This is a genomic window from Streptomyces sp. LE64, assembly GCF_052606915.1.
The window spans coordinates 1,839,022-1,860,097 of sequence record NZ_CP199708.1 but is presented as its reverse complement, the minus strand read 5'-3'; the positions used below and the strand labels follow the sequence as shown (position 1 = coordinate 1,860,097).

Sequence of the window (21,076 nt, the reverse complement as noted above, 5' to 3'; positions counted from 1 at the left end):
GAACGATCATGGGGGTTCGGGGGACGCGCGGCTTCGTCGCGGGCACCGTCGTGGCGGCGGTCGTCGGGGGAGCGGTTGCGGGCGGGGCCGGCACGGCCGTCGCCTCGGCGCCGGCGGTGAAGTGCACCTCGGCGAAGGCGGGGTTGGCCGCGAAGCTGAAGAAGGACATCGAGGCGGCGGTCAAGGGCCGCACCGGCACCATCGCGGTCGGAGTCCACGACCGCAAGACGAAGACCACCTGCGAACTGCGCGGCGGCACCTCGTACGACTCGGCCAGCGTCGTCAAGGTCACCGTCCTCGCGGCGCTGCTGTGGGAGTACAAGAAGACGAACCGGCGCCTCACCGCACGGGAGAACAGCCTGGCCCGCGCGATGATCACCAAGTCCGACAACGCGGCCACCAGCACCTTCTGGAAGCAGCTCGGTCCCACCAGGGTGAAAGGCTTCCTCCGGGCGGCCGGGATGACCAAGACGGTGCCGGGTCAGGGGCGTTACTGGGGGCTCACTCGTGTCAACATCAAGGACGAGCAGCGGTTGCTGTCCCTGATCACCGCGGAGAACTCCGTCCTCAGCGACGGCTCCCGGGCCTACCTGATGAAGCTGATGAACGAGGTGGTGCGCTCGCAGCGCTGGGGCACCCCGGCCGGCGCGCCCTCCGCGGCCAAGGCGCACCTCAAGAACGGGTGGCTGCCGCGCGGGGACGCCCACCGGTGGCGGGTGCACAGCGTCGGGGCGTTCCAGGGCGGCGGACGGGACTACTACCTGACCGTCCTCACCCACGGGAACCGGAGCATGGAGTACGGGGTGGAGAGCGTCCAGCGGGTCGCCAGGGCCGTGCACAAGGACCTGGCCCCCAGCACCCCGGCGGCCCGGCGCTACGTTCCCACGACCGTGCCGCAGGAGGTCATCCCCGTCGTGCCGGGGTGAGGGCCGTGCCGAGGCGACGGCGCCGCTCGACGGCGCCGTGCGCGCCGGGCGCCGGGTCGCGCGCGCCCGGCGCCCGTGGCACGCTCCCCTTCCGGGCGTGCACCGTCCGTCCCGGGTCGCACACCCTCCGTGCGCGACGTGCGCCCCGTGCCTCCGCCGATTGTTGCGGAGGGATGAAATCCGGATCATCCGGCGTTCACATCTTCCGGTGGCACCGGTGCGACGGCTGCCGGTCGGAACGGGAGGAACGGGTGTCAGTGTCGAAGGGGGAGAAACGCGGGGCGTCCCGAGAGGTGCCCACCGGCGGGCCGACGGACCGGCGGGACGGCGAGCCGCCGCGCCCCGCCGAGCAGCCGGCGACGACGGGGGCCACGGGTACGACGGGGGCGACCGCCTCTCCGGGCCCGGCGGCCTCCTGGAGCCGGCGGCTCGTCGGCTACGCCTGGCGCCACCCCAAGGACGTCGTCCTCGCTCTCGTCTCCTCCCTCGGCGGCATGGCCGTGATGGCCCTGGTTCCCCTGATCACCAAGGTGATCATCGACGACGTGGTCACCGACCGCACCCGCTCCATGGCCCTGTGGGCGGGGCTGCTGCTCGTCGCGGCCGTCGCCGTCTACGTCTTCACCTACGTGCGCCGCTACTACGGCGGACGCCTCGCGCTCGACGTCCAGCACGACCTGCGCACCGACATGTACGACACCCTCACCCGGCTCGACGGGCGACGGCAGGACGAGCTGTCCACCGGGCAGGTCGTCGGCCGGGCCACCAGCGACCTCCAGCTGATCCAGGGCCTGCTGTTCATGCTGCCCATGACCATCGGGAACGTCCTGCTGTTCCTGATGTCCCTCGGCATCATGGCCTGGCTCTCCCCGCCGCTGACCCTGGTCGCCCTCGCGGTGGGGCCCGCCCTCTGGTTCATCGCCACCCGCAGCCGCCGCCGACTGCACCCCGCCACCTGGTACGCCCAGGCCCAGGCCGCCCAGGTGGCCTCCGTCGTCGACGGCGCCGTGTCGGGGGTCCGCGTCGTCAAGGGCTTCGGGCAGGAGGAGCAGGAGACCGGCAAGCTCCGCGAGGTCAGCCGCCGCCTCTTCGCCGGCCGGCTGCGCACCGTCCGCCTGAACGCCCGCTACACCCCCGCCCTCCAGGCCGTGCCCGCCCTGGGACAGGTCGCGATGCTCGCCCTCGGCGGCTGGCTCGCCGTCCGCGGACAGATCACCCTCGGCACCTTCGTCGCCTTCTCCGCCTACCTCGCCCAGCTCATCGGCCCGGTCCGGATGCTGGCCGTCGTCCTCACCGTGGGCCAGCAGGCCCGCGCCGGCGCCGAACGCGTCCTGGAACTCATCGACACCGAACCCGGGCTCACGGGCGGCGACCGCGCCCTGCCCGCCGACGCCCCCGCCACCGTCGAGTTCGACGACGTCACCTTCGGCTACGACCCCGAGCGTCCCGTCCTCGACGGCCTCAGCTTCGAGATCCGCGCCGGGGAGACCCTCGCCGTGGTCGGCGCCTCCGGCTCCGGCAAGTCCACCGTCGCCCAGCTGCTGCCCCGCTTCTACGACGCCGACCGGGGCGCCGTCCTCGTCGGCGGCCACGACGTGCGCACCCTCACCCTCGACTCGCTGCGCGCCGCCATCGGCCTGGTCCCCGAGGACAGCTTCCTGTTCTCCGACACCGTCCGCGCCAACCTGGCCTACGGCCGGCCCGACGCCACCGACGAACAGATACGGGCGGCGGCCCGCGCCGCCCACGCCGACCGGTTCATCAACGAACTCCCCGACGGGTACGACACCCAGGTCGGCGAACAGGGCCTCACCCTCTCCGGCGGCCAACGCCAGCGCCTCGCCCTGGCCCGCGCCCTGCTCACCGATCCGCGGCTGCTCGTCCTCGACGACGCCACCTCCGCCGTCGACGCCCGGGTGGAACACGAGATCCACGAAGCGCTGCGCCAGGTCATGGCCGGCCGCACCACCCTGCTGATCGCCCACCGGCGCTCCACCCTGAACCTCGCCGACCGGATCGCCGTCCTGGACCACGGACGCCTCACCGACCTCGGCACCCACGAGGAACTCGTCGCCCGCTCCGCCCGGTACCGTCGACTGCTCACCGACCCCGACGAACTCGGCGGCGTCTCCCCCGGCCACGTGCCGGCGCACCCCGCGACCCCCGACGCCCGGACCCCGGACGGCGGAGCGCTGCGCGCCGAACTCGACGCCGAGTACGACGCCGAACGCGGCATCACCCCCCACCTGTGGACCGCCGACCGCCCCGCCGGGGACCCCCGGGAGCGGGGGGACGACGGTCTCGACGACGCCTCCGCCACCCCCGAACTCCTCGCCCAGGTGGCGGCGCTGCCCCCGGCCACCGACCGGCCCGGCGTCGACGAGGCGCACGCCGTGCTCCCCGAGGACTCCTACGGGCTGCGCCGGCTGCTGCGCGGCTTCCGGGCACCGCTCGCCCTCGCCCTCGCCCTGGTCGCCGTCGACGCGGGGATGGGGCTGCTGCTGCCGGTGCTGATCCGACACGGCATCGACTCCGGGGTCAGCGAGGCCGCCCTCGGCGCGGTGTGGGCGGCCTCGCTGCTCGGCCTGGTGGCCGTCGCCGTGCAGTGGATCGCCCAGAACGGCGGCATCCGGCTCACCGGCCGCACCGGCGAACGCATGCTGTACACGCTGCGGTTGAAGATCTTCGCCCAGCTCCAGCGGCTCGGCCTCGACTACTACGAGCGCGAGCTGACCGGGCGGATCATGACCCGGATGACGACCGACGTCGACGCGCTGTCCACCTTCCTCCAGACCGGACTGGTCACGGCGTTCGTCTCCGTCGTCACCTTCTTCGGCATCATGGTCGCCCTCGTCGTCATCGACGTGCAGCTCGCCCTGGTCGTCTTCGCCACGCTGCCGCTGCTCGTCGTGGGCACCTACTTCTTCCGCAAGCAGAGCGTGAAGGCGTACGAACTCGCCCGCGAACGGGTGTCGGTGGTCAACTCCGACCTCCAGGAGACCGTGGCCGGACTGCGGGTGGTGCAGGCGTTCCGCCGGGAGGACCACGGCCGGCAGCGGTTCGCCGGCCGCAGCGCCGACTACCGGGCCGCCCGCATCCGCGGCCAGTGGCTGATCTCGATCTACTTCCCGTTCGTGCAGTTCCTGGCCTCCGGGGCGGCCATCGCGGTGCTGATCGTCGGCGCCGCCCGGGTCGACGCGGCCACCCTCACCACCGGTGCGCTCGTCGCCTACCTGCTCTACATCGACCTGTTCTTCGCCCCCGTCCAGCAGCTCTCGCAGGTCTTCGACGGCTACCAGCAGGCCACCGTCTCCCTCGGCCGCATCCAGGAACTCCTGCGCGAACCCACCTCCACCCGGCCCGCCGCCGACCCCCGCCCGGTGCCTTCGCTGCGCGGGGACATCGCCTTCGAGGACGTCCGCTTCGCCTACGGCACCGACCCCTCCGCCGCCGAACCGGCCGACGAGGTCGCGTTGAACGACGTGGCGCTGCGCATCCCCGCCGGGCAGACCGTCGCGTTCGTCGGGGAGACCGGTGCCGGGAAGTCCACCCTGGTGAAGCTGGTCGCCCGGTTCTACGACCCCACCGCCGGCCGGGTCACCGTCGACGGCACCGACCTGCGCGCCCTCGACCTCACCGCCTACCGCCACCGCCTCGGCGTCGTCCCGCAGGAGGCGTACCTGTTCCCGGGGACGGTCCGGGACGCCATCGCCTACGGCCGCCCCGACGCCACCGACGCCGAGGTCGAGGCCGCGGCCCGGGCGGTCGGCGCCCACGGGATGATCGCCACCCTCGACGACGGCTACCTCCACCAGGTCGCCGAACGGGGCCGCAACCTCTCCGCGGGACAACGCCAACTCATCGCCCTGGCCCGGGCCGAACTCGTCGACCCGGACATCCTGCTCCTCGACGAGGCCACCGCCGCCCTCGACCTGGCCACCGAGGCCCAGGTCAACCAGGCCACCGACCGGCTCGTCGGCCGCCGCACCACCCTCGTCGTCGCCCACCGGCTCACCACCGCCGCCCGCGCCGACCGGGTGGTCGTCATGGACCACGGACGGGTCGCCGAGGACGGCACCCACGCCGAACTCCTCGCCCACGACGGCCGGTACGCACGGCTGTGGCGCACCTTCGTCGGGGAGGCCGACGCACCGGCGCCCCGACCGGGCGACGAGGACACCGGGGAGGCCGCACCAGCGGTGCGCGCCGGCTGATTCCACGAAACCTCTTCCCCGCCAACGCCCTTCGTTCCACGGGGTGTTGACGGGAAGGCGGGTGGCCGGTGTCCGGTTGCGGGACTGCCGCAACCGGTGGGGCCGCGACGGCGTCCCTCCCACCGGAAGCCGGGGCACGGGGCCGGGCGCGCCAGGAGGCTCGATGTGAGGGGTGGGCACGTGCATCCGCGACGACACGCCCGGTACGTGGCACTGCTCACCGCGGTCGTGACGATCGCTTCCCTGCTCACCGCCGTGGGACCGGCCGCCACCCCGGTCGAAGCCGCCCCGGCCTCCGCCTCCCGGTGCGCCGGTCGTCCGGTCCGCACCCTTCCCCTGACCGGCGGGCACGTCACCGTCTACAAGAACGTGCGCTGGGTGTGCGCGCTCACCGTCGCGCGCCATCCGGGCCTGCGGCGGTTCATGGCCGTCGGCGTCCAGGTCCGCGGCAGCCGCGAGGTGGTCAAGCACGGCTACCACAGCAGGCGCAGCGCCTCCGTCACCGTCCACGCCGGCCAACGCTGCGTACGGGTGAGCGGCACCATCGGCCTCCACGAACGGCGCAGCGGATGGATCCTGTGCTGACCGCGCTCGGCCGGATGCCCCACCCCACCACCACGACCGCCTCCGCGTTCGAGTGAACCCCGCCGGCTCGGGCCGCCGCGCACCCCCCCCGGGCCCGGGGCAGTCGTAGCGTGCGACCGTCCCCCCGACCCGACCGAAGGCGGTCCGTCATGGAAGCCACCGAACTGCTGCCCGCGATCACCGTCCTCATGCTGGTCACGGTGGAGTTCGGCGGGCATGCGCTGCTCGGCTTCATCACCACCCGGCAGGGCACGCTCACCCCGCTGCGCGAACGCTTCTTCCGCGCCGGCCACGCCCACGCCGGGGTGCTGCTGATCCTGTCGCTGGCCTACTTCCTCTACCTGCCGCGCGCCGAGTTCTCCTCCGGCGTCGACTGGCTGTTCGGCATCCTCCTGCTGGTGGGGGTGCTCGCCCAGTCCGGCGGCTTCTTCCTGCACCTCGCCTTCGGCACCGAAGGACGCTCGTCCGCGGGCACCCACACCACCCGGCTCGGCGCGCTGCTCATCGCCGCCGCGCTCATCGCCCTCGGCGTCGGACTCCTCCAGAACCTCTGAACCACCGCACGGGCACCACGGTCAGATCGTGCGGAAGAGGTCCGCGGCGGCGTGCACGTCGGTGAAGTCCTCGACGGTGCGCAGGTTGTCGCACAGGGACTCCAGCACCGAGCCGGCCTCGGCGGCCCGCGGGGCGCCGACCGCCACCCCGAACACCCGGAAGCCCAAGCGGTCCTTGGCCTCGTTCCACTCGCGCATCCACTCCTCGCTGACCCCACAGTCGTCATCGGTGAGCAGCACGATGTCCCCGCGCCGGCGGGCGGCGTCCGCGAACTCCTCCGCCAGCAACTCCCCGGCCGCCGACAGCGGACTCTGGTAACTGGTGCCGCCACCCAGGAAGGTCTCGGCGAAGTCCAGGACCCGATCGATCTCGGCGGGCCGGTCCGCCGGGAAGCGGTGCACCCGCAGCCGGCCGGCCGCGGAGAACAGGATGCCGACGAAGTCCCGCCCCGCGTGCCGGGCCTGGTCCAACAGGGCCAGGGCGCACGCCTTGGCCCACGCCTCCCGGGTGATCCCGCCGGGCCCCGCCGCGTACATGGAGTGCGAGGTGTCGACGCACGCGATGACGGCGCCCCGACCCGTGCTCTGCTCACCCCGGCTGTCGTAGAGCATCAACTCCCCGGCGGCGTAGCGGGCCGCGAACACCGCCCGCAACTCGGGCAGCCCCAACTGGGCCAGCTCCGACGGGAGCACCCGGGACAGGTCGTCGCCGAGGGTCACCCCGACCAGCTCACCGGTGGTGTCCGCCACCTTGCGGGCGCGTTCACCACTCGCCATCCGCCGGAACCGTCCGATCAGTTCGGCCCACTGGGCCAGTCGCCCGGTGCGCAACCGCTCGGCGAGCCGCGCCCGCCGGTCGAACGGCAACCGTTCCAGGGCGGCCGGGCCGACGCCCCAGGTCCGCATCAGCGCCGCCTCCTTCCGCACCGTCCGGGCCGCCCGGGCCGCCGCGCTCCGGGCGGCCGCCCGGATGCCGGGAGCCGCCGCCCGCAGGGCCTGCGCCGCGTCCCGGGCGGCCCGCCGCGCCGCCGCCTCGGCTACCTCGGCCGCCTCGATCGCCCGCCGCACCGCCTCGGCGGCCGCCGCCGGCACCGCTCCCGCCTCCGCGGCCCCCTCCGCACTGCGGGCCTCGCTGGCCTCCCGGACGGCCCGGCGGAGCGCCTGGGCCACGGCGGAGGTGGCGCCGTCCGCGGCCCGTCGCGCCCACTGCGCCCGTTCGGAGCGCTCCCGGGCCTCCGACGAACCCTCCAACAAGCGACGCAGAGCCGCGCCCTGGGCGATCACCGCCAAGGCGGCGGCATAGGGGTCACCGGTGGTCTCCCCACGCAATTCGGCGAACTCGGGGGACTCCAGCAGCGAGGCGACCACCTGGTGGTTGACCAGCCGGGACGGTGCCGTCGCCGCGCGTTCCCGCAACCGGGGCTCGGCCTGGTAGGCGACGAGGAAGACGTCGGCCAGCAGATCGGTGGCGTAGGCGCAGCGGGTGCCCAACTCGGCGTCCAGTTCGCGCAGTCCGGCCGAACTCTCGTAGGTCTCGCGCCAGGTGCACCAGTCGAAGCGGTCGGCGAGGACGGTTCCGGTGTGCTCCTCGGGCGGGGTGGGGGACGGGTCCAGCCACCTGCCGGCCCGGCCCGTCAACTCGGGGATGCTGAAAGGTGATTCACCCATGCCTTCGGTCCTCCACGGTCAGAGCTGGGCGTGCACGGTGCTCGCGTCCATGCCGAGCGCTTCGGTGAGCACCCGCACCCGAACGGCGCGTTGACGGCCGGTGATCCGTTCGATGGTGGCGGTGGAGCGGCCGGCGCCCACGGCCTCCGCGTGCAACTGCTCCAACCGCTTCCCCGCCATGGCGAGTCTGCCGTGCGCCTTCTTGATGACCCACTCGCTGAGGGCCTCGCGGGACTGCCCGGCCATGGAGTCGAGTTGCGCCTCCAACTCGTCGATGGTGTCGGCGAGGTCGAGGGCCTCCCCGGCATCGGGGTTGATCAGGTGCAACACCTCGCGCTCCACGACGGGGCGCTCGGTCGGGAGGCTCCACAGCACATGGGTCAGCAGGGACAGGTCGGCCTCGACGACCTCCGGCCGCCCGTCGAGGTAAGCGGACGCCTGGAGCAGACGCACCGTCTGGCGCCAGCGGCGGTCCGAGGCGACGAGGTTGCGGTGCCGCAGGGCGGCCCGCAGGGTGCACATCGCGTCGACGATCCCCTCCGGTACCGCCACCGCCGGAACCTCCTCGGTCACCGCGTGTTGCAGGGACGTCAGCTCCACGGTGGTCCGCCGCGGGGGCGTCGCACGGTGCACGGCGGAGCGGACCAGGGCGGCGAAGTTGGAGGGGTCCGTCAGATAGCCGACCTCGATCCGCACCAGCAGCCGGTCGTAGATCGCGGCCGAATCCTCCCCGGTGGGCAGCTCGTTGCTCGCGGTGATCGCGCCGATCAGCGGGCAGTGGATCGGCTCGCCGCCGTTCTCCGGGTGGTAGATCCGCTCGTTGAGGTAGCCCAGGGTCTCGTTCAGCGCGGCGGTGGAACACTTGAAGATCTCGTCGATGAAGGCGATGTGCGCGGTCGTGGCCCGGCCGTCGTACACCTGCCGGTACTCCCCGCGGGCCAGCGCGGCCACGTCGATGGGTCCGAACATGCGGGTCGGCGCGGTGAACTTGGACAGCAGGATCTCCCAGTAGGAGGCGCCCTCGACCCGGGAGGTGAGCTCCCGGGCCAGCTCGGACTTGGCGGTGCCGGGCGGGCCGAGCAGCAGGGAGTGCTTCCCGGCCAACAGCGTCACCACCAGGGCCCGCACCACGTCGTCCCGTTCGTAGAAGCGGTCCGACAACTCGTCGCCGATCGCCCGTAGTCGCGCGGCCGTTGACCCCGCCCCGTGCGTAGCAGTCGTCAACTCCGTTCCCTCCCGTCTGCATCGGGCCCGGTGGGCACCGAGGAGAACACAGCTATCACCCCGCGGACCGCAGGGCGAGTCGCCCCCCGGTCCCTTCGACCGGGAAGCGGCGTGAAGGGTTCCCCTTCGACGGGGCCCCCTCGGCTACGGGCCCCGGCCGCGGCCTCCGGTCCGCGTGGCCGGACGTCCGGTCCTCGGCAGGACCCCGGTCGCCAGGGGGACGTCCGCTTCTGCCCGAGTGCCGGTGCGGGTCTCCTCGGTGCTCACCCGCACACCGCCCCCGACCTGCGCGAACGTCCACACGTGGATGCCGTCGACGCCCAGCCCGGGAGCCGGTGCGGGACCGGTCCGGCGGAGGCGGGAGTGCCGCCGCAGCCGTTCGACGGCCGGGGTGATCTCCCCTTCGGGGGCCTCGGTCACGGGGCGGGGGGCCAGCGGGGTCGTCCGACGGAAGGCCGAACCCTTGCGGAAGGCACCGTGGTCGAGACGTTGTCGATCCCCGGACCCCGACGCGTCCGCCCCCGGCTGCCGCTGACCCGGCCCCCGGCCCGTACCCGTCTCCTCCCGGGGGCACACCGGACGCATTCGCCGCAATCCCCCCGAGCTGACGCCCCCTCATCCGGACGACGTGGCCGACCGTCCGCCGGAGGTACTAGTGCACCGGGCGGCGCTCCGCTAGGTTCGCGCAGGCATCAGCAGACCCAAGGGGAGAACGCATGACCAAGGCGCTCAGATGGCTGCTGTCGTTCGTGGTGCTCATAAGCACCGTCAGCACGGCAGGAGCGGCCACCGCCGCGACCCGGACCGAACCGGCCGACATCAAGGACCGGCTCCTCGCGATTCCGGGCATGAGCCTCGTCCAGGAACGACAGGTCACCGGATACCGGTACTTCGTCCTCAACTACACCCAGCCGGTCGACCACCGGCGACCCGCCAGGGGCACGTTCTCACAGCGCCTCACCGTGCTGCACAAGGACACCGACCGGCCCACCGTGTTCCACACCAGCGGCTACAACGTGTCCACCAACCCGGGCCGCAGCGAACCCACCCGCATCATCGACGGCAACCAGGTCTCCATGGAGTACCGCTTCTTCACGCCGTCCCGCCCGGCCCCCGCCGACTGGTCCAAGCTGAACATCTGGCAGGCCGCCAGCGACCAGCACCGGATCTTCAAGGCCCTCAAGCCGATCTACGCCAAGAACTGGATCGCCACCGGCGGCTCCAAGGGCGGCATGACCGCCACCTACTACGAGCGCTTCTACCCGCGTGACATGGACGGCGTCGTGGCCTACGTCGCCCCCAACGACGTCGACAACCGCGAGGACTCCCGCTACGACCGCTTCCTCGCCAACGTCGGCACCCCCGAGTGCCGCGCCGCGCTCGGCGCCGTCCAGCGCGAGGCCCTGGTCCGGCGCGAGGCGCTCACCGAGAAGTACGCCGCCCTGGCCGCCACCGAAGGCGGCACCTTCACCACCACCGGCACCATCGACAAGGCGTTCGAAGCCGTCGTCCTGGACCTGGTCTGGGGCTTCTGGCAGTACCAGGACGAAGCCGACTGCGCCACCGTCCCGGCCGCCGCCACCAGCACCGACCAGCAACTCTTCGACTACGTCAACGCGATCGTCGGCTGGTCCGCCTACACCGACCAGGGCCTCGCCCCGTACACGCCGTACTACTACCAGGCCGGCACCGAGCTGGGCGGTCCCACGGTCCGTCAGCCCTGGCTCGGCGACCTCTCCCGCTACGGCTACCAGCCGCCCCGCAACTTCGTCCCCGCTTCCATCCCCATGAGCTTCGACAAGCACGCCATGCGCGACGTCGACCGCTGGGTCCGGCACCACGCCACCCGCATGCTCTACGTCAACGGCGAGAACGACCCCTGGAGCGCCGAACCCTTCCGCCTCGGCAAGGGCGCCCGCGACTCCTACGTCTTCACCGCCCCCGGCGCCAACCACGGCGCCAACGTCGCCGGTCTCGTCGAACACGAGCGGGCCAAGGCCACCGAACGCATCCTGAGCTGGGCCGGCCTCGGCACCGCGGCCACGGCGGCGGCCAAGGCCCCCGACCACGAGGTCGCCCCGCTCGCCCCCTACGACCGCAAGCTCGACCGCGCGGGCACCCTCCAGCAGCCCACCCTGCGGCCGTAACCCCCACCCGCCCCGTCCCGCGCAGGGCCGTCCCGAACCCGGGACGGCCCTGCGCCACGTGCGGACCCGCAGGCCGGCCGCGCCTCAGTCGTACGTCAGCCCGTGCCCCACCGGGAACAGCACCCGCCCCGGATCACCCGCATGCAGGACCGGCACCGGCAACCGCCCCCGCGGCCGGGCCGCCCCCGCCACCACCTTCGCCGCGGCCCGCAACTCCGCCTCCCCCCAGGAGTACACGGCCAGCACCGCCACCGTCCCGTCCAGCCAGGCCACGTCGTACGGATCGCGCAGGGCCACCGCCACCACCGGTACCCCCACCGCCGCCAACTCCTCCACCAGCAGACGCTGCGGGGCGGACCCCGCCACGTTGTAGGTCGTCACCACCACCGCGTCCGCCGCCCGTGCCGCCGCCACCGCCTCGGCGATCCGCCCCGCCGAAGGCGCCGTCCCCGTCGGCAGGACCGTGGTGCCGAACCCCCACCGGGCCAGCGCCCCCGCCAACACCTCCGTCGGCGGACCGGTCGTCCCGGACGGGGACGAGGGATCGGCGCCCACCACCAACAGGTCACGTCCCGCCCCCGGGGAGAGGGGCAAGGACCGCCCCGGATCGGCCAACAGGGTCACCCCGCGCTCGGCCAACCGGTCGGCCACGGCCCGGTGCACCCGGGCACCGACCGTCCGGGCCACTTCCCGCGGCCCCGAGGCGAACGGCGCACGGAACAGACCACTGCGTTCCTTCAGCCGCAACACCCGCAGGACCGAGGCGTCCAACCGTTCCTCGGAGACCTCCCCGCCGCGCACCGCCCCGAGCACCGCCTCGAAGGCGAGCCCCAGGTCCGGCGGATTCAGCAACTGGTCCGCCCCCGCCAACAGCGCCAGCACCGGCACCCGGTCGTCGCCGTAGGTCTCGCGCACCCCCTCCATCACCAAGGAGTCCGTGACGACCACCCCGTCGAACCCCAACTCCTCGCGGAGGATGCCGGTCAGGACGGGACGGGACAGCGTCGCCGGCTCACCCGACGGGTCCAGCGCCGGGAACTGGATGTGCGCCGTCATCACCGCATCGACACCGGCCCGGATCGCCGCGCGGAACGGGGGAGCGTCGAGCCGCTCCCACTCCGTCCGCGAGTGGTCGATGGCGGGCAGCCCGGTGTGGCTGTCGACCCGGGTGTCCCCGTGGCCCGGGAAGTGCTTCGCCGTGGCCACCACCCCGGCACTCCGGTACCCGCGGACCTCGGCGGCCACCAGCGCCGCCACTGCCCGCGGATCGCTACCGAAGGACCGCACCCCGATCACCGGGTTCGCCGGATCCACGTTCACATCGGCGACGGGGGAGTAGTTCTGCCGGATGCCCAGCGCGGCCAACTCGGTCCCCGCGACCCGCCCCAGCTCCCGGGCATCGCTCGCCGAACCGCCGGCCCCCACGGCCATCGCCCCCGGGAACAGGGTCGCCGGCCGGCCGACCCGGCAGACCGCGCCGTGCTCCTGGTCGGTCGCGATCAGCACCGGGACGGGGTTGTCCCGGGCGAGCGCCGCCCGCTGGATCCCGTTCGACAACGCGGCGATCTGCCCCGGGCTGCGGGTGTTGCCCGCCCAGGTGAAGTAGACGATCCCGCCGACGTGGTACTTCGCCACCAACTCGGCTGCCGTGCGCACCCCGATCTCGCGCAGATTGGCCGCGACGTGCTCCGGTTCGGGGTCGGTCGCGGAGTGCCCGTACACCCGCATCACGAAGAGCTGCCCGACCTTCTCCTCCAACGACATGCGGGACAGGAGGCGCCGGAGGTGCTGCTCGCCCGTCGCGGTCCGTTGCCCGGCCGCCGGATCGGCGCCCGGGCCGGCACCGGGGGCGGTGCGTGCGGGGCCCCGTCGTGCGGCGGCCCGGGCGGTGGGCGCGGCGGCGAGGCCCGCGGACAGGGCGAGGGGCGCGGCGACGGTGGCCGCGAGGACCCCGCGGCGGGCGGGCGGGGGCGCGGGGTCCGCTGGTGCTGGTGCTGGTGCTGGTGGGGCGGGGGTGGGCTCGGGCGTGGGGTGCGGGGTCGGGTGGGGCACAGGGGCTCCTTCCGAGGCGGTTCCCCGGGCTCCAGGGCGGCTCAGGGGCGCGAACACGTGGCAGCACGCCCCTCCGCACCTGTCCGGACGGTGCGAATTTCGGATGGTGTGACCGTAGTCCGCGGTGCCGGATTCGAGCGGGAGGCATGGCGGACGGGGGTGCGCGCGTCCGCACACGGGCGGCCCCACCGGAGCATCCGATGCCGCTCGGTCGGAGGGGACCGGGTGAGCCGAAGCCTCTCGCGGCTCCTGGGCATCACCACCCGAGGTCAGGGCGGGAGCAACCACACGGGAACCGACCGCCGGCTGGCCTCTCGGACCGTTGTCGTTGTTGCTTGCTGTGCTGCTTGCTGCGGTGGGGCCTGCAGGCCGTTCGCCTTCTTCTGGGGGCCCTCCCCCCCGCCCCCCTCCCTCCCCCCCGCCCCCTTCGGTGGTGCTCAGTCGCCGTCGTCGCGGGTCCGGGTGCTGCCCTGCGCGGCGCGCGGCCAGTGCGTGCGCAGGGTGCGCACCGTCTCGGCGACGGCGGGGCGCCGGGCCGCGCCCGTGCGCCACACGGCGTACAGGTGGCGCACCGGGACGGGGTCCAGCCGGACGGCCGTCACGGCGTCGGGGAGCGGCCCCCGGCCGAGGCGGGGTATGAGCGCGATGCCGAGGCCGGCCTCGACCAAGGCGACCAGGGTGGGGTTCTCGTCGGCGTAGTGGGCCACGTCCGGTTCGATGCCGGCGGTGCGCAGGGTCCGCATCAGCCAGTCGTGGCACACCCGCCCCGGAGGCTGGCAGACCCAGCGTTCCCCCTCGAACTCCTCGCGGCGCACCGTTGCGCGCCGGGCGAAGCGGTGTCCCCTCGGCACCACCAGGTCGCAGAGGTCGTCCCCGATCCGGGTCTGCTCCACTCCGGACGGCACGGGCAGCGGGGAGATGTCCCAGTCGTGCGCTATCGCCATGTCCACCACTCCCTTCGCCACCATGTCCACCGACTCGTGCGGGTCCACCTCGGACAGTCGGGCGTCGAGCTCGGGGTGCCGGTCGGCCAGCTCCGCGAGGACGCCGGGCATCAGTCCACGGGCGGCCGAGGCGAACGCGGCGATGGAGAGCCTTCCCGTCGGCGTTCCCTTGCGTTCCTCCAGGTCGGTTTCGGTGCGCTCCACGATGGCCAGTAGTTCCCGGGCCGCCGTCGCCAGGCGGTGGGCCTCCTCGGTGAGCTGCACCCCCCGGCCGTGCCGCTCCAGCAGCACGGTGCGGGTCTCCCGCTCCAACTTCGCTATCTGCTGGGACACCGCCGAGGCGGTGAAGCCCAGCGACATCGCCGCCGCCTGGACGCTCCCGTGCACGGACACCGCGTAGAGGGCCCGCAGCCTCTGAAGATCGAGCACTTCGACGTCCGCCTCCTTCGTGTCAACGGTTCGGATGCGCTCCGCCCGCTCCGGCTCCCGTGTGTCCGCCGCCGGGCGCTTGTGCGCCCGTCGGTCGACCGGCTCCGACGAGTGGCTGCTGGGGGCCGGCCGGTAGCCGTGTTGACCTGCTGTTTCGTTCTCCACCGGCTGGTGCCGCCCGGCGCGGTCCAGGTCCGTTCGTCGTGGGAACGGTCGGTCGAGAAGGCTTTGGATTTAGCAATGCTTAATCCAAGCATGCAGGAATCATCGCTAGTGCTTCACAGTCGTTGCCCCTGATCCTCGTCACATGCGACTCGCGCACCTCGGTCTCGCCGTTCTCGTGGCCGCCCTGTGGGGCGTCAACTTCGTCGTCATCGACTTCGGCCTCTCACAGTTCCCTCCGCTGCTCTTCGCCGCGCTCCGCTTCCTCGTGGCCGCCGTACCCGCCGTCTTCCTGGTGGGGCGCCCCAAGGTGGCCTGGAAGTGGATCATTGCTGTGGGGGTGACCCTGGGCGTCATGAAGTTCGGGCTGGTGTTCCTGGGCATGCACCAGGGCATGCCGGCCGGACTGACCTCCCTGGTCCTTCAAGTGCAGGCGGTCTTCACCGTGGTCTTCGCCGCCGTCGTCCTGGGCGAACGCCCCGGGCCGCTGCGCACCGCCGGCATGGCCGTGGCGTTGGTGGGGGTGGTCGTCGCGGCCGTCGACGAGGGCACCTCTGGGCCCCTGCTCGGCTTCACCCTGGTGGTCGCCGCCGCCGCGGGGTGGGGCGTCTCCAACGTCCTCACCCGCAAGGCCGCGCCGCCGGACGCCCTCAACTTCATCGTCTGGGTCAGCCTCGTCCCCGTACTGCCCCTGTACCTGCTCTCCCTCCTCTTCGAAGGCCCCTCGGTCGGCTTCGAGGCCCTGCGTTCACTGGACTGGGCCGGAGTCGGAGTGATCGTCTTCATCGCCTGGATCAGCACCAACTTCGGCTTCGGAGCCTGGGGTTGGCTGTTGCGCCGGTACCCCGCCTCCACGGTGGCGCCCTTCACCCTCCTCGTCCCCGTGTTCGGGATGTCCTCGGCCGCACTCCTCCTCGGCGAGACTGTCAGCGCCCTCCGCTGGTGCGCCGCCGTCCTGCTGGTGGCCGGCGTGGCGGTGACCTCCTTCACCCCCGGACGGCCACCCGCTGCCCCCGGACGGGACCCGGACGGGGCGGTCCCCCCGTCCTCCCCGACCCTCGGGGAGGGCGTCCCAGGGGACACGGCGATCGCCCGTGCGCTACCCGGCGGTGTCGGCCAGCAGCCGTAGCAAATGCTCCCGGCCGGGTCCCAGCAACCGTCCGAGCGGCGCCGCCCGCTCGTACCACCTCTTCTCGTACTCCCAGCAGAGCCAACCGTCCCGGTCCGCGCCGCCGAGCCGTGCCAGGCAGGCGGCCAGCGGCAGGGCGCCCGCACCGAGGCCCACCGGCGTGGTGTCCTCGGCCGACACCACGTCCTTCACCTGCACGTATCCGAGGTGCGGTCCCAGCGCCGCCCGGGTCGCGGCGGGCTGCTCCCCGGCCAGCCAGGGATGCAGGACGTCCCACAGCACGCCCACCCGGGGATGTTCGACCCGTTCGGCGATGCGCCCGGCGGCCCGGCCCGTGCGGTGCGAGTCATGGGTCTCCAGCAGCAGCCGGACCCCCCGGTCGTCGGCCTGGCCGGTGGCTGCGGCCAGTCGGCGGACCGCCGCTTCCTCGGCCGCCTCGACGTCGGCGGCGGACGCGGTGGCGCCCGCCCCGGGGAAGACCCGGACGAAGGGGGCGCCGAGATCGCCGGCCAACTCCAACAGGGCCCGCAGCTCCTCCAGCACGGGACCGTCGGTCCCCGGAGCCGCCACCCGCGCGTACCCGGCGATGCCCAGGACCGTCACGCCCGCCTCGGCGAACGCATCGGCCACCGCCCGTCGCTGACGGTCGGTCAGCTCCAGGTGCACGGGCTCCTCGGGGTGGGTGCGGAGCTCGACCCCCTGGTAGCCGTGCGCGGTGGCCAGCGCGATGACCTCGGGGATCGGCAGGCCCGGCACACCGAGCGTGGAGAAGGCCAGTTTCATGGCGGCGACCCTACCCTCGGCATCGGAGGCCACCCCGGTGGGTGCCGTCCGGAGGGAGGGCAGGGCCCGGGGGCGGCCCGCGCGGCCCGCCGGTGCAGGGGAAGGCGCACCGGGCGCACCGAGCACACCGGATGTGCACGACGTGCACGGCAGACATGACGTGGCAGGCCCGATGCCCGTTCGTGCGGGGAAGGGCGCCGTTGACGTGACGGGATGTGCGGCGGCATGTCCGACTCCTCGCTCCGGATCGCTCGACTGGAATCCAGAATCCGGCGAGCGCCGCACAAGGCGCAACCCCTGTGGACAACGGGGCGGCCGGAGCTGTGGACAACTCCTGGAAGCGGTGTCATCTCCTCACCCGCACAGGTGAAACGGGGGGATCTCCACCCCTTGCACCCGCTCGGAGCCGGGCTGACCGCGGACCCCGCCGGGCCACGGAGGAAGGGCCGGCCGGACCGGGCGGGAAGGATCGGCCGGACCGGGCGGGAAGGGCTGCCGTAACGCGGGGGACCTGCGGCTACCGGGCCACCGCCGTGGACCCCCGGACCATCAGTTCCCCGCGCACCCGGGCGAGGCCCCCGGGCGGCGGCTCCTCCCGGCCCATGGCGATCCGCCCCGCCCGCGCCCCGGCTTCGGCCAGCGGCAGGCGCACCGTCGTCAGGGCCGGCATCGCGTCCACGCTGAACGGGAGGTCGTCGAAGCCGGCCACCGACACGTCCTGGGGGATGCGCAACCCCTGGTCGCGCAGGGCGGCGCAGGCGCCCAGGGCGACGGTGTCGTTGGCGGCGACGAGGGCCGTCAGCTCCGGTTCCCGGCGCAGGAGTTCCACCGCCCCGTCGTAGCCGCTCTGCCGGTCGTACACGCCGTGCACCACCAGCCGCTCGTCCGGTGCCGGTCCGTCGCCGCCGGGCGCCGCGCCGAGCCCCGCCCGGTGGCCGGCCAACCGCTCCTGGGTGGTGGTCCGCCCCGCCGGCCCCGCGACGTAGCCGATCCGGCGGTGCCCGAGGGACCGCAGGTGCTCGGTCAGCAGTCGTCCGCCGCCGACGTTGTCGAAGGCCAGCGCCACCGCGTCGGTGTCGGGCACGGGCGGCCGGCCGCACAGCACCACCCGGGTGCCGGCCCCGGCGAGCCGCCGCAGTTTGGCGCCGAGCGCCTCGGCGTGCTCGGGGCAGTCCACCGTGCCGCCGGTGAGGACCACGGCCGCGGCGCGCTGCCGTTGGAGCAGGGTGAGGTAGGTGAGTTCGCGTTCCGGTGAGCCCCCCGTGTTGCACACCACGGCGAGCCGCTCCCCGCCTGCCCGGCCCCCCGGGCCGGTGATCTCGGACTGCACGGCGGAGGCGATGATCCCGAAGAACGGGTCGGCGACGTCGTTGACGAGGATGCCCACCAGGTCGGAGGTGGCGGCGGCGAGCGCGCTCGCCGGGCCGTTGAGGACGTAGTCGAGTTCCTCCACGGCCCGCAGCACCCGCTCCCGGGTGGTGGCCGCCACGGGGTAGTTGCCGTTCAGCACCCGCGAGACGGTGGCGGGGGAGACCTTCGCCCGGGCCGCCACGTCAGCCAGTGTCGCCGTCATCTCGTCGTCCTCCGGTCCGTCCTCCGGTCGGTGCCTCCGGTGCGCGCCGGCGCCTGCGCCGCGCGCGGGGCCGCCCCGGTCGTTCGGGGCGCGGCCCGGAGGTACCCATCCGCCATCCGGACCCTAGCCGGGACGCGGCCCGCCCGTCGGCCGGCCGGCGAACCCGCGGGAGCGGGGGTGCGGAACCCCTCATCCCGCGGCCACCCCGGGCGGTCCGATCGACACGAGGTGCGACCGGATGGGTGACATGAGAATAGAAAGCGCTTACTGTTCCCTTCCGTGAGCAGCCGCACGCGGCCCGTGAGGGGCATGGGAGGACACCGATGACCGTCAGGAAAGTACGCATCGCGATGAACGGCGTGACCGGTCGCATGGGCCACCGGCAGCACCTGGTCCGTTCGATCATGGCCATCCGCGCCCAGGGCGGGGTCGACCTCGGCGACGGCACCGTGCTGTGGCCCGAACCGGTGCTCGTCGGCCGCCGGGCACCCGCGCTGCGCGCCTTGGCCAGGGAACACGGTCTGGACCCGGAGAACACCTCGACCGACCTGGACGCGGTGCTCGCGGACGACTCCGTCGACATCTACTTCGACGCCCAGGTCACCTCGGCCCGGGTGCCCGCGCTGAAGCGGGCCATCGCCGCCGGCAAGCACGTCTACACCGAGAAGCCGACCGCCCCCGGCCTCGACGAGGCGCTGGAACTCGCCCGGCTCGCGCAGGCGGCCGGCATCAAGCACGGCGTCGTCCAGGACAAGCTCTTTCTACCCGGACTCCGCAAGCTCGCCCGGCTGGTGGAAGGCGGTTTCTTCGGCCGGATCCTGTCGGTCCGCGGCGAGTTCGGCTACTGGGTCTTCGAGGGCGACGGGCAGCCCGCGCAGCGTCCCTCGTGGAACTACCGCGCCGAGGACGGCGGCGGCATCGTCCTGGACATGTTCCCGCACTGGGAGTACGTGCTGCACGAACTGTTCGGGCGGGTGCGCTCCGTGCAGGCGCTGACCGCGACCCACGTCCCCGAGCGCTGGGACGAACGGGGCGAGCCGTACGCGGCGACCGCCGACGACGCCGCCTACGGCGTCTTCGAACTCGACGGCGGCGTGGTCGCGCAGATCAACTCCTCCTGGACGGTCCGGGTGCACCGCGACGAACTCGTGGAGTTCCAGGTCGACGGCACCGAGGGGTCGGCCGTGGCCGGACTGCGCGGCTGCCGGGTGCAGCACCGCGCGGTGACCCCCAAGCCGGTGTGGAACCCGGACCTGCCGGTCGGCCACGCCTTCCGCGACGACTGGCAGGAGGTCCCCGACAACGAGGAGTTCGACAACGGCTTCAAGGCGCAGTGGGAACTCTTCCTGCGCCACGTCTACCAGGACGCCCCGTACGCCTGGGACCTCGTCGCGGGCGCCCGCGGGGTGCAGCTCGCCGAACTGGGACTGCGCTCGGCCGCCGAGGGCCGTCGCCTCGACGTTCCGGAGCTGTCGCTGTGACGCTGCGCCTGCCCGCCGCGGACGGGACCCTCCGCACCCACCTGCCGAGCACCGTCGGCGCCCCGCCCGCCGAGGGCCACGGCCCCTTCGCCTCCCGGGTGGTGTTCGCCGCGGCGCACGTGGTCGCCGATCCGCTCGCGGCCGAGGCCGGCGACGGGGCCGGGCCGGCCGCCGTCGACTGGGACGCGACCCTCGCCTTCCGCCGCCACCTGTGGGCGCACGGCCTAGGCGTCGCCGAGGCCATGGACACCGCCCAGCGCGGCATGGGCCTCGACTGGACCGGCGCGGCCGAGCTGATCCGCCGCTCCGCGGCCGAGGCCCGGGCCGTCGGAGGCCGCATCGTCTGCGGCGCCGGCACGGACCAGCTCACCGGGGTCGCCGCGCTCGCCGAGGTCCGCACGGCCTACGAGGAGCAGTTGGCGGTGGTCGAGGAGGCGGGCGCCGGCGCCGTGCTGATGGCCTCCCGGGCGCTCGCCGCCGCCGCGTCCGGGCCCGACGACTACCGCAGCGTCTACGGGGAACTCCTGCGTCAGGCCGCCCGTCCGGTGGTCCTGCACTGGCTCGGCCCCATGTTCGACCCGGCCCTGGAGGGCTACTGGGGGTCGACGGACCTGGACGCGGCGACGGACACCCTCCTCGATGTGATCGCGGCCCATCCCGAGAAGGTCGACGGCGTCAAGATCTCCCTGCTGGACGCCGACCGCGAGGTCGACCTGCGGCGCAGGCTGCCCGCCGGCGTGCGCTGCTACACGGGCGACGACTTCCACTACCCGGAGCTGATCGCGGGCGACGGGCGGCACGCCAGCGACGCGCTGCTGGGCGTCCTCGACCCGCTGGCACCCGTCGCGGCCCGGGCCCTGAGCCGGCTGGACGCGGGCGGGGCGGCGGGAACGGCGGAGTTCCGGGAACTGCTGGACCCGACCGTGCCGCTGGCCCGGCACCTGTTCGGGGCGCCGACGCGCTACTACAAGACCGGTGTGGTGTTCCTGGCCTGGCTTGCCGGGCACCAGACGCACTTCACCATGGTCGGCGGGCTCCAGTCGGCGCGTTCGCTGCCGCACCTGGCACGCGCCTACGAACTCGCGGACGGGCTCGGTCTCTTCCCCGATCCGGCGCTCGCCGCCCACCGGATGCGCTCCCTGCTCGCGCTGCACGGGGTCGCGCAGTGACCGCCCCGGCGCCGCGGGGCGCGGAACTCTCCCGGC

15 protein-coding genes are annotated in these 21,076 nt (G+C 73.7%); 8 read left to right on the top strand and 7 right to left on the bottom strand.

The features are described from left to right. Positions 1 to 8: 8 nt before the first annotated feature. The 4 genes from ACSMX9_RS08210 (at position 9) to ACSMX9_RS08195 (ending at position 6,279) form a co-directional block, all read left to right on the top strand. Positions 9 to 926, top strand: coding sequence for a serine hydrolase (locus tag ACSMX9_RS08210; protein ID WP_445401192.1), 918 nt, complete (start codon positions 9 to 11; stop codon positions 924 to 926). A 251-nt stretch (positions 927 to 1,177) separates the two neighbouring features. Next, positions 1,178 to 5,140, top strand: a complete 3,963-nt coding sequence (locus ACSMX9_RS08205; protein WP_445401190.1) for an ABC transporter ATP-binding protein — start codon at positions 1,178 to 1,180, stop codon at positions 5,138 to 5,140. A 180-nt stretch (positions 5,141 to 5,320) separates the two neighbouring features. After that, entirely contained in the window at positions 5,321 to 5,725 is a 405-nt protein-coding gene (locus tag ACSMX9_RS08200) for a hypothetical protein (protein ID WP_445401188.1), read from the top strand. A gap of 149 nt (positions 5,726 to 5,874) precedes the next feature. Next, complete coding sequence (locus ACSMX9_RS08195) at positions 5,875 to 6,279, top strand: hypothetical protein (protein ID WP_445401186.1); 405 nt, start codon at positions 5,875 to 5,877, stop codon at positions 6,277 to 6,279. Positions 6,280 to 6,300: 21 nt separating this feature from the next. On the opposite strand, the gene ACSMX9_RS08190 is transcribed toward ACSMX9_RS08195, so the two are convergent. The 3 genes from ACSMX9_RS08190 to ACSMX9_RS08180 all read right to left on the bottom strand — a co-directional run bounded on the left by ACSMX9_RS08190 (position 6,301) and on the right by ACSMX9_RS08180 (position 9,591). Further along, positions 6,301 to 7,947, bottom strand: a complete 1,647-nt coding sequence (locus ACSMX9_RS08190) for a vWA domain-containing protein (RefSeq protein ID WP_445401184.1) — start codon at positions 7,945 to 7,947, stop codon at positions 6,301 to 6,303. Positions 7,948 to 7,965: 18 nt separating this feature from the next. After that, complete coding sequence (locus ACSMX9_RS08185; RefSeq protein ID WP_445401182.1) at positions 7,966 to 9,171, bottom strand: AAA family ATPase; 1,206 nt, start codon at positions 9,169 to 9,171, stop codon at positions 7,966 to 7,968. A 144-nt stretch (positions 9,172 to 9,315) separates the two neighbouring features. Next, on the bottom strand, positions 9,316 to 9,591 hold the full coding sequence (locus tag ACSMX9_RS08180) for a hypothetical protein (RefSeq protein WP_445401180.1): 276 nt from the start codon (positions 9,589 to 9,591) through the stop codon (positions 9,316 to 9,318). Between the two features lie 296 nt (positions 9,592 to 9,887). Between ACSMX9_RS08180 and ACSMX9_RS08175 the strand changes: the two genes are divergently transcribed. After that, positions 9,888 to 11,318, top strand: coding sequence for a S28 family serine protease (locus tag ACSMX9_RS08175; protein WP_445401178.1), 1,431 nt, complete (start codon positions 9,888 to 9,890; stop codon positions 11,316 to 11,318). 84 nt (positions 11,319 to 11,402) lie between these two features. Here ACSMX9_RS08175 and ACSMX9_RS08170 read toward each other — a convergent pair whose 3' ends face one another. Further along, positions 11,403 to 13,235, bottom strand: a complete 1,833-nt coding sequence (locus ACSMX9_RS08170; protein ID WP_445402930.1) for a glycoside hydrolase family 3 protein — start codon at positions 13,233 to 13,235, stop codon at positions 11,403 to 11,405. Between the two features lie 572 nt (positions 13,236 to 13,807). Beyond that, positions 13,808 to 14,743, bottom strand: coding sequence for a LysR family transcriptional regulator (locus ACSMX9_RS08165; protein WP_445401176.1), 936 nt, complete (start codon positions 14,741 to 14,743; stop codon positions 13,808 to 13,810). Positions 14,744 to 15,050: 307 nt separating this feature from the next. On the opposite strand from ACSMX9_RS08165, the gene ACSMX9_RS08160 reads away from it, so the two are divergent. After that, positions 15,051 to 16,034, top strand: a complete 984-nt coding sequence (locus ACSMX9_RS08160; RefSeq protein ID WP_445401174.1) for an EamA family transporter — start codon at positions 15,051 to 15,053, stop codon at positions 16,032 to 16,034. On the opposite strand, the gene ACSMX9_RS08155 is transcribed toward ACSMX9_RS08160, so the two are convergent. Both ACSMX9_RS08155 and ACSMX9_RS08150 read right to left on the bottom strand, forming a co-directional pair. Then, complete coding sequence (locus tag ACSMX9_RS08155; protein WP_445401172.1) at positions 16,005 to 16,817, bottom strand: sugar phosphate isomerase/epimerase family protein; 813 nt, start codon at positions 16,815 to 16,817, stop codon at positions 16,005 to 16,007. The two genes, ACSMX9_RS08160 and ACSMX9_RS08155, sit on opposite strands and share 30 nt — an antisense overlap. Before the next feature lie 517 nt (positions 16,818 to 17,334). Beyond that, complete coding sequence (locus ACSMX9_RS08150) at positions 17,335 to 18,390, bottom strand: LacI family DNA-binding transcriptional regulator (RefSeq protein ID WP_445401170.1); 1,056 nt, start codon at positions 18,388 to 18,390, stop codon at positions 17,335 to 17,337. A 323-nt stretch (positions 18,391 to 18,713) separates the two neighbouring features. On the opposite strand from ACSMX9_RS08150, the gene ACSMX9_RS08145 reads away from it, so the two are divergent. Beyond that, positions 18,714 to 19,871 carry a Gfo/Idh/MocA family protein gene (locus tag ACSMX9_RS08145; protein ID WP_445401168.1) on the top strand — a complete coding sequence of 386 codons (1,158 nt, stop codon included), beginning with the start codon at positions 18,714 to 18,716 and terminating at the stop codon, positions 19,869 to 19,871. Further along, positions 19,868 to 21,040, top strand: a complete 1,173-nt coding sequence (locus ACSMX9_RS08140; RefSeq protein WP_445401166.1) for a dihydrodipicolinate synthase family protein — start codon at positions 19,868 to 19,870, stop codon at positions 21,038 to 21,040. Before ACSMX9_RS08145 ends, ACSMX9_RS08140 begins: the two co-directional genes overlap by 4 nt. Positions 21,041 to 21,076 lie beyond the last annotated feature (36 nt).

What these genes read in the sequence shown, in the direction of transcription:
- ACSMX9_RS08195 (WP_445401186.1), top strand. Translation starts at nt 5,875, where the DNA reads ATGGAAGCCACCGAACTGCTGCCCGCGATCACCGTCCTCATGCTGGTC.
- ACSMX9_RS08150 (WP_445401170.1), bottom strand. Translation starts at nt 18,390, where the DNA reads ATGACGGCGACACTGGCTGACGTGGCGGCCCGGGCGAAGGTCTCCCCC.
- ACSMX9_RS08145 (WP_445401168.1), top strand. Translation starts at nt 18,714, where the DNA reads ATGACCGTCAGGAAAGTACGCATCGCGATGAACGGCGTGACCGGTCGC.
- ACSMX9_RS08155 (WP_445401172.1), bottom strand. Translation starts at nt 16,817, where the DNA reads ATGAAACTGGCCTTCTCCACGCTCGGTGTGCCGGGCCTGCCGATCCCC.
- ACSMX9_RS08190 (WP_445401184.1), bottom strand. Translation starts at nt 7,947, where the DNA reads ATGGGTGAATCACCTTTCAGCATCCCCGAGTTGACGGGCCGGGCCGGC.
- ACSMX9_RS08160 (WP_445401174.1), top strand. Translation starts at nt 15,051, where the DNA reads ATGCGACTCGCGCACCTCGGTCTCGCCGTTCTCGTGGCCGCCCTGTGG.
- ACSMX9_RS08210 (WP_445401192.1), top strand. Translation starts at nt 9, where the DNA reads ATGGGGGTTCGGGGGACGCGCGGCTTCGTCGCGGGCACCGTCGTGGCG.
- ACSMX9_RS08175 (WP_445401178.1), top strand. Translation starts at nt 9,888, where the DNA reads ATGACCAAGGCGCTCAGATGGCTGCTGTCGTTCGTGGTGCTCATAAGC.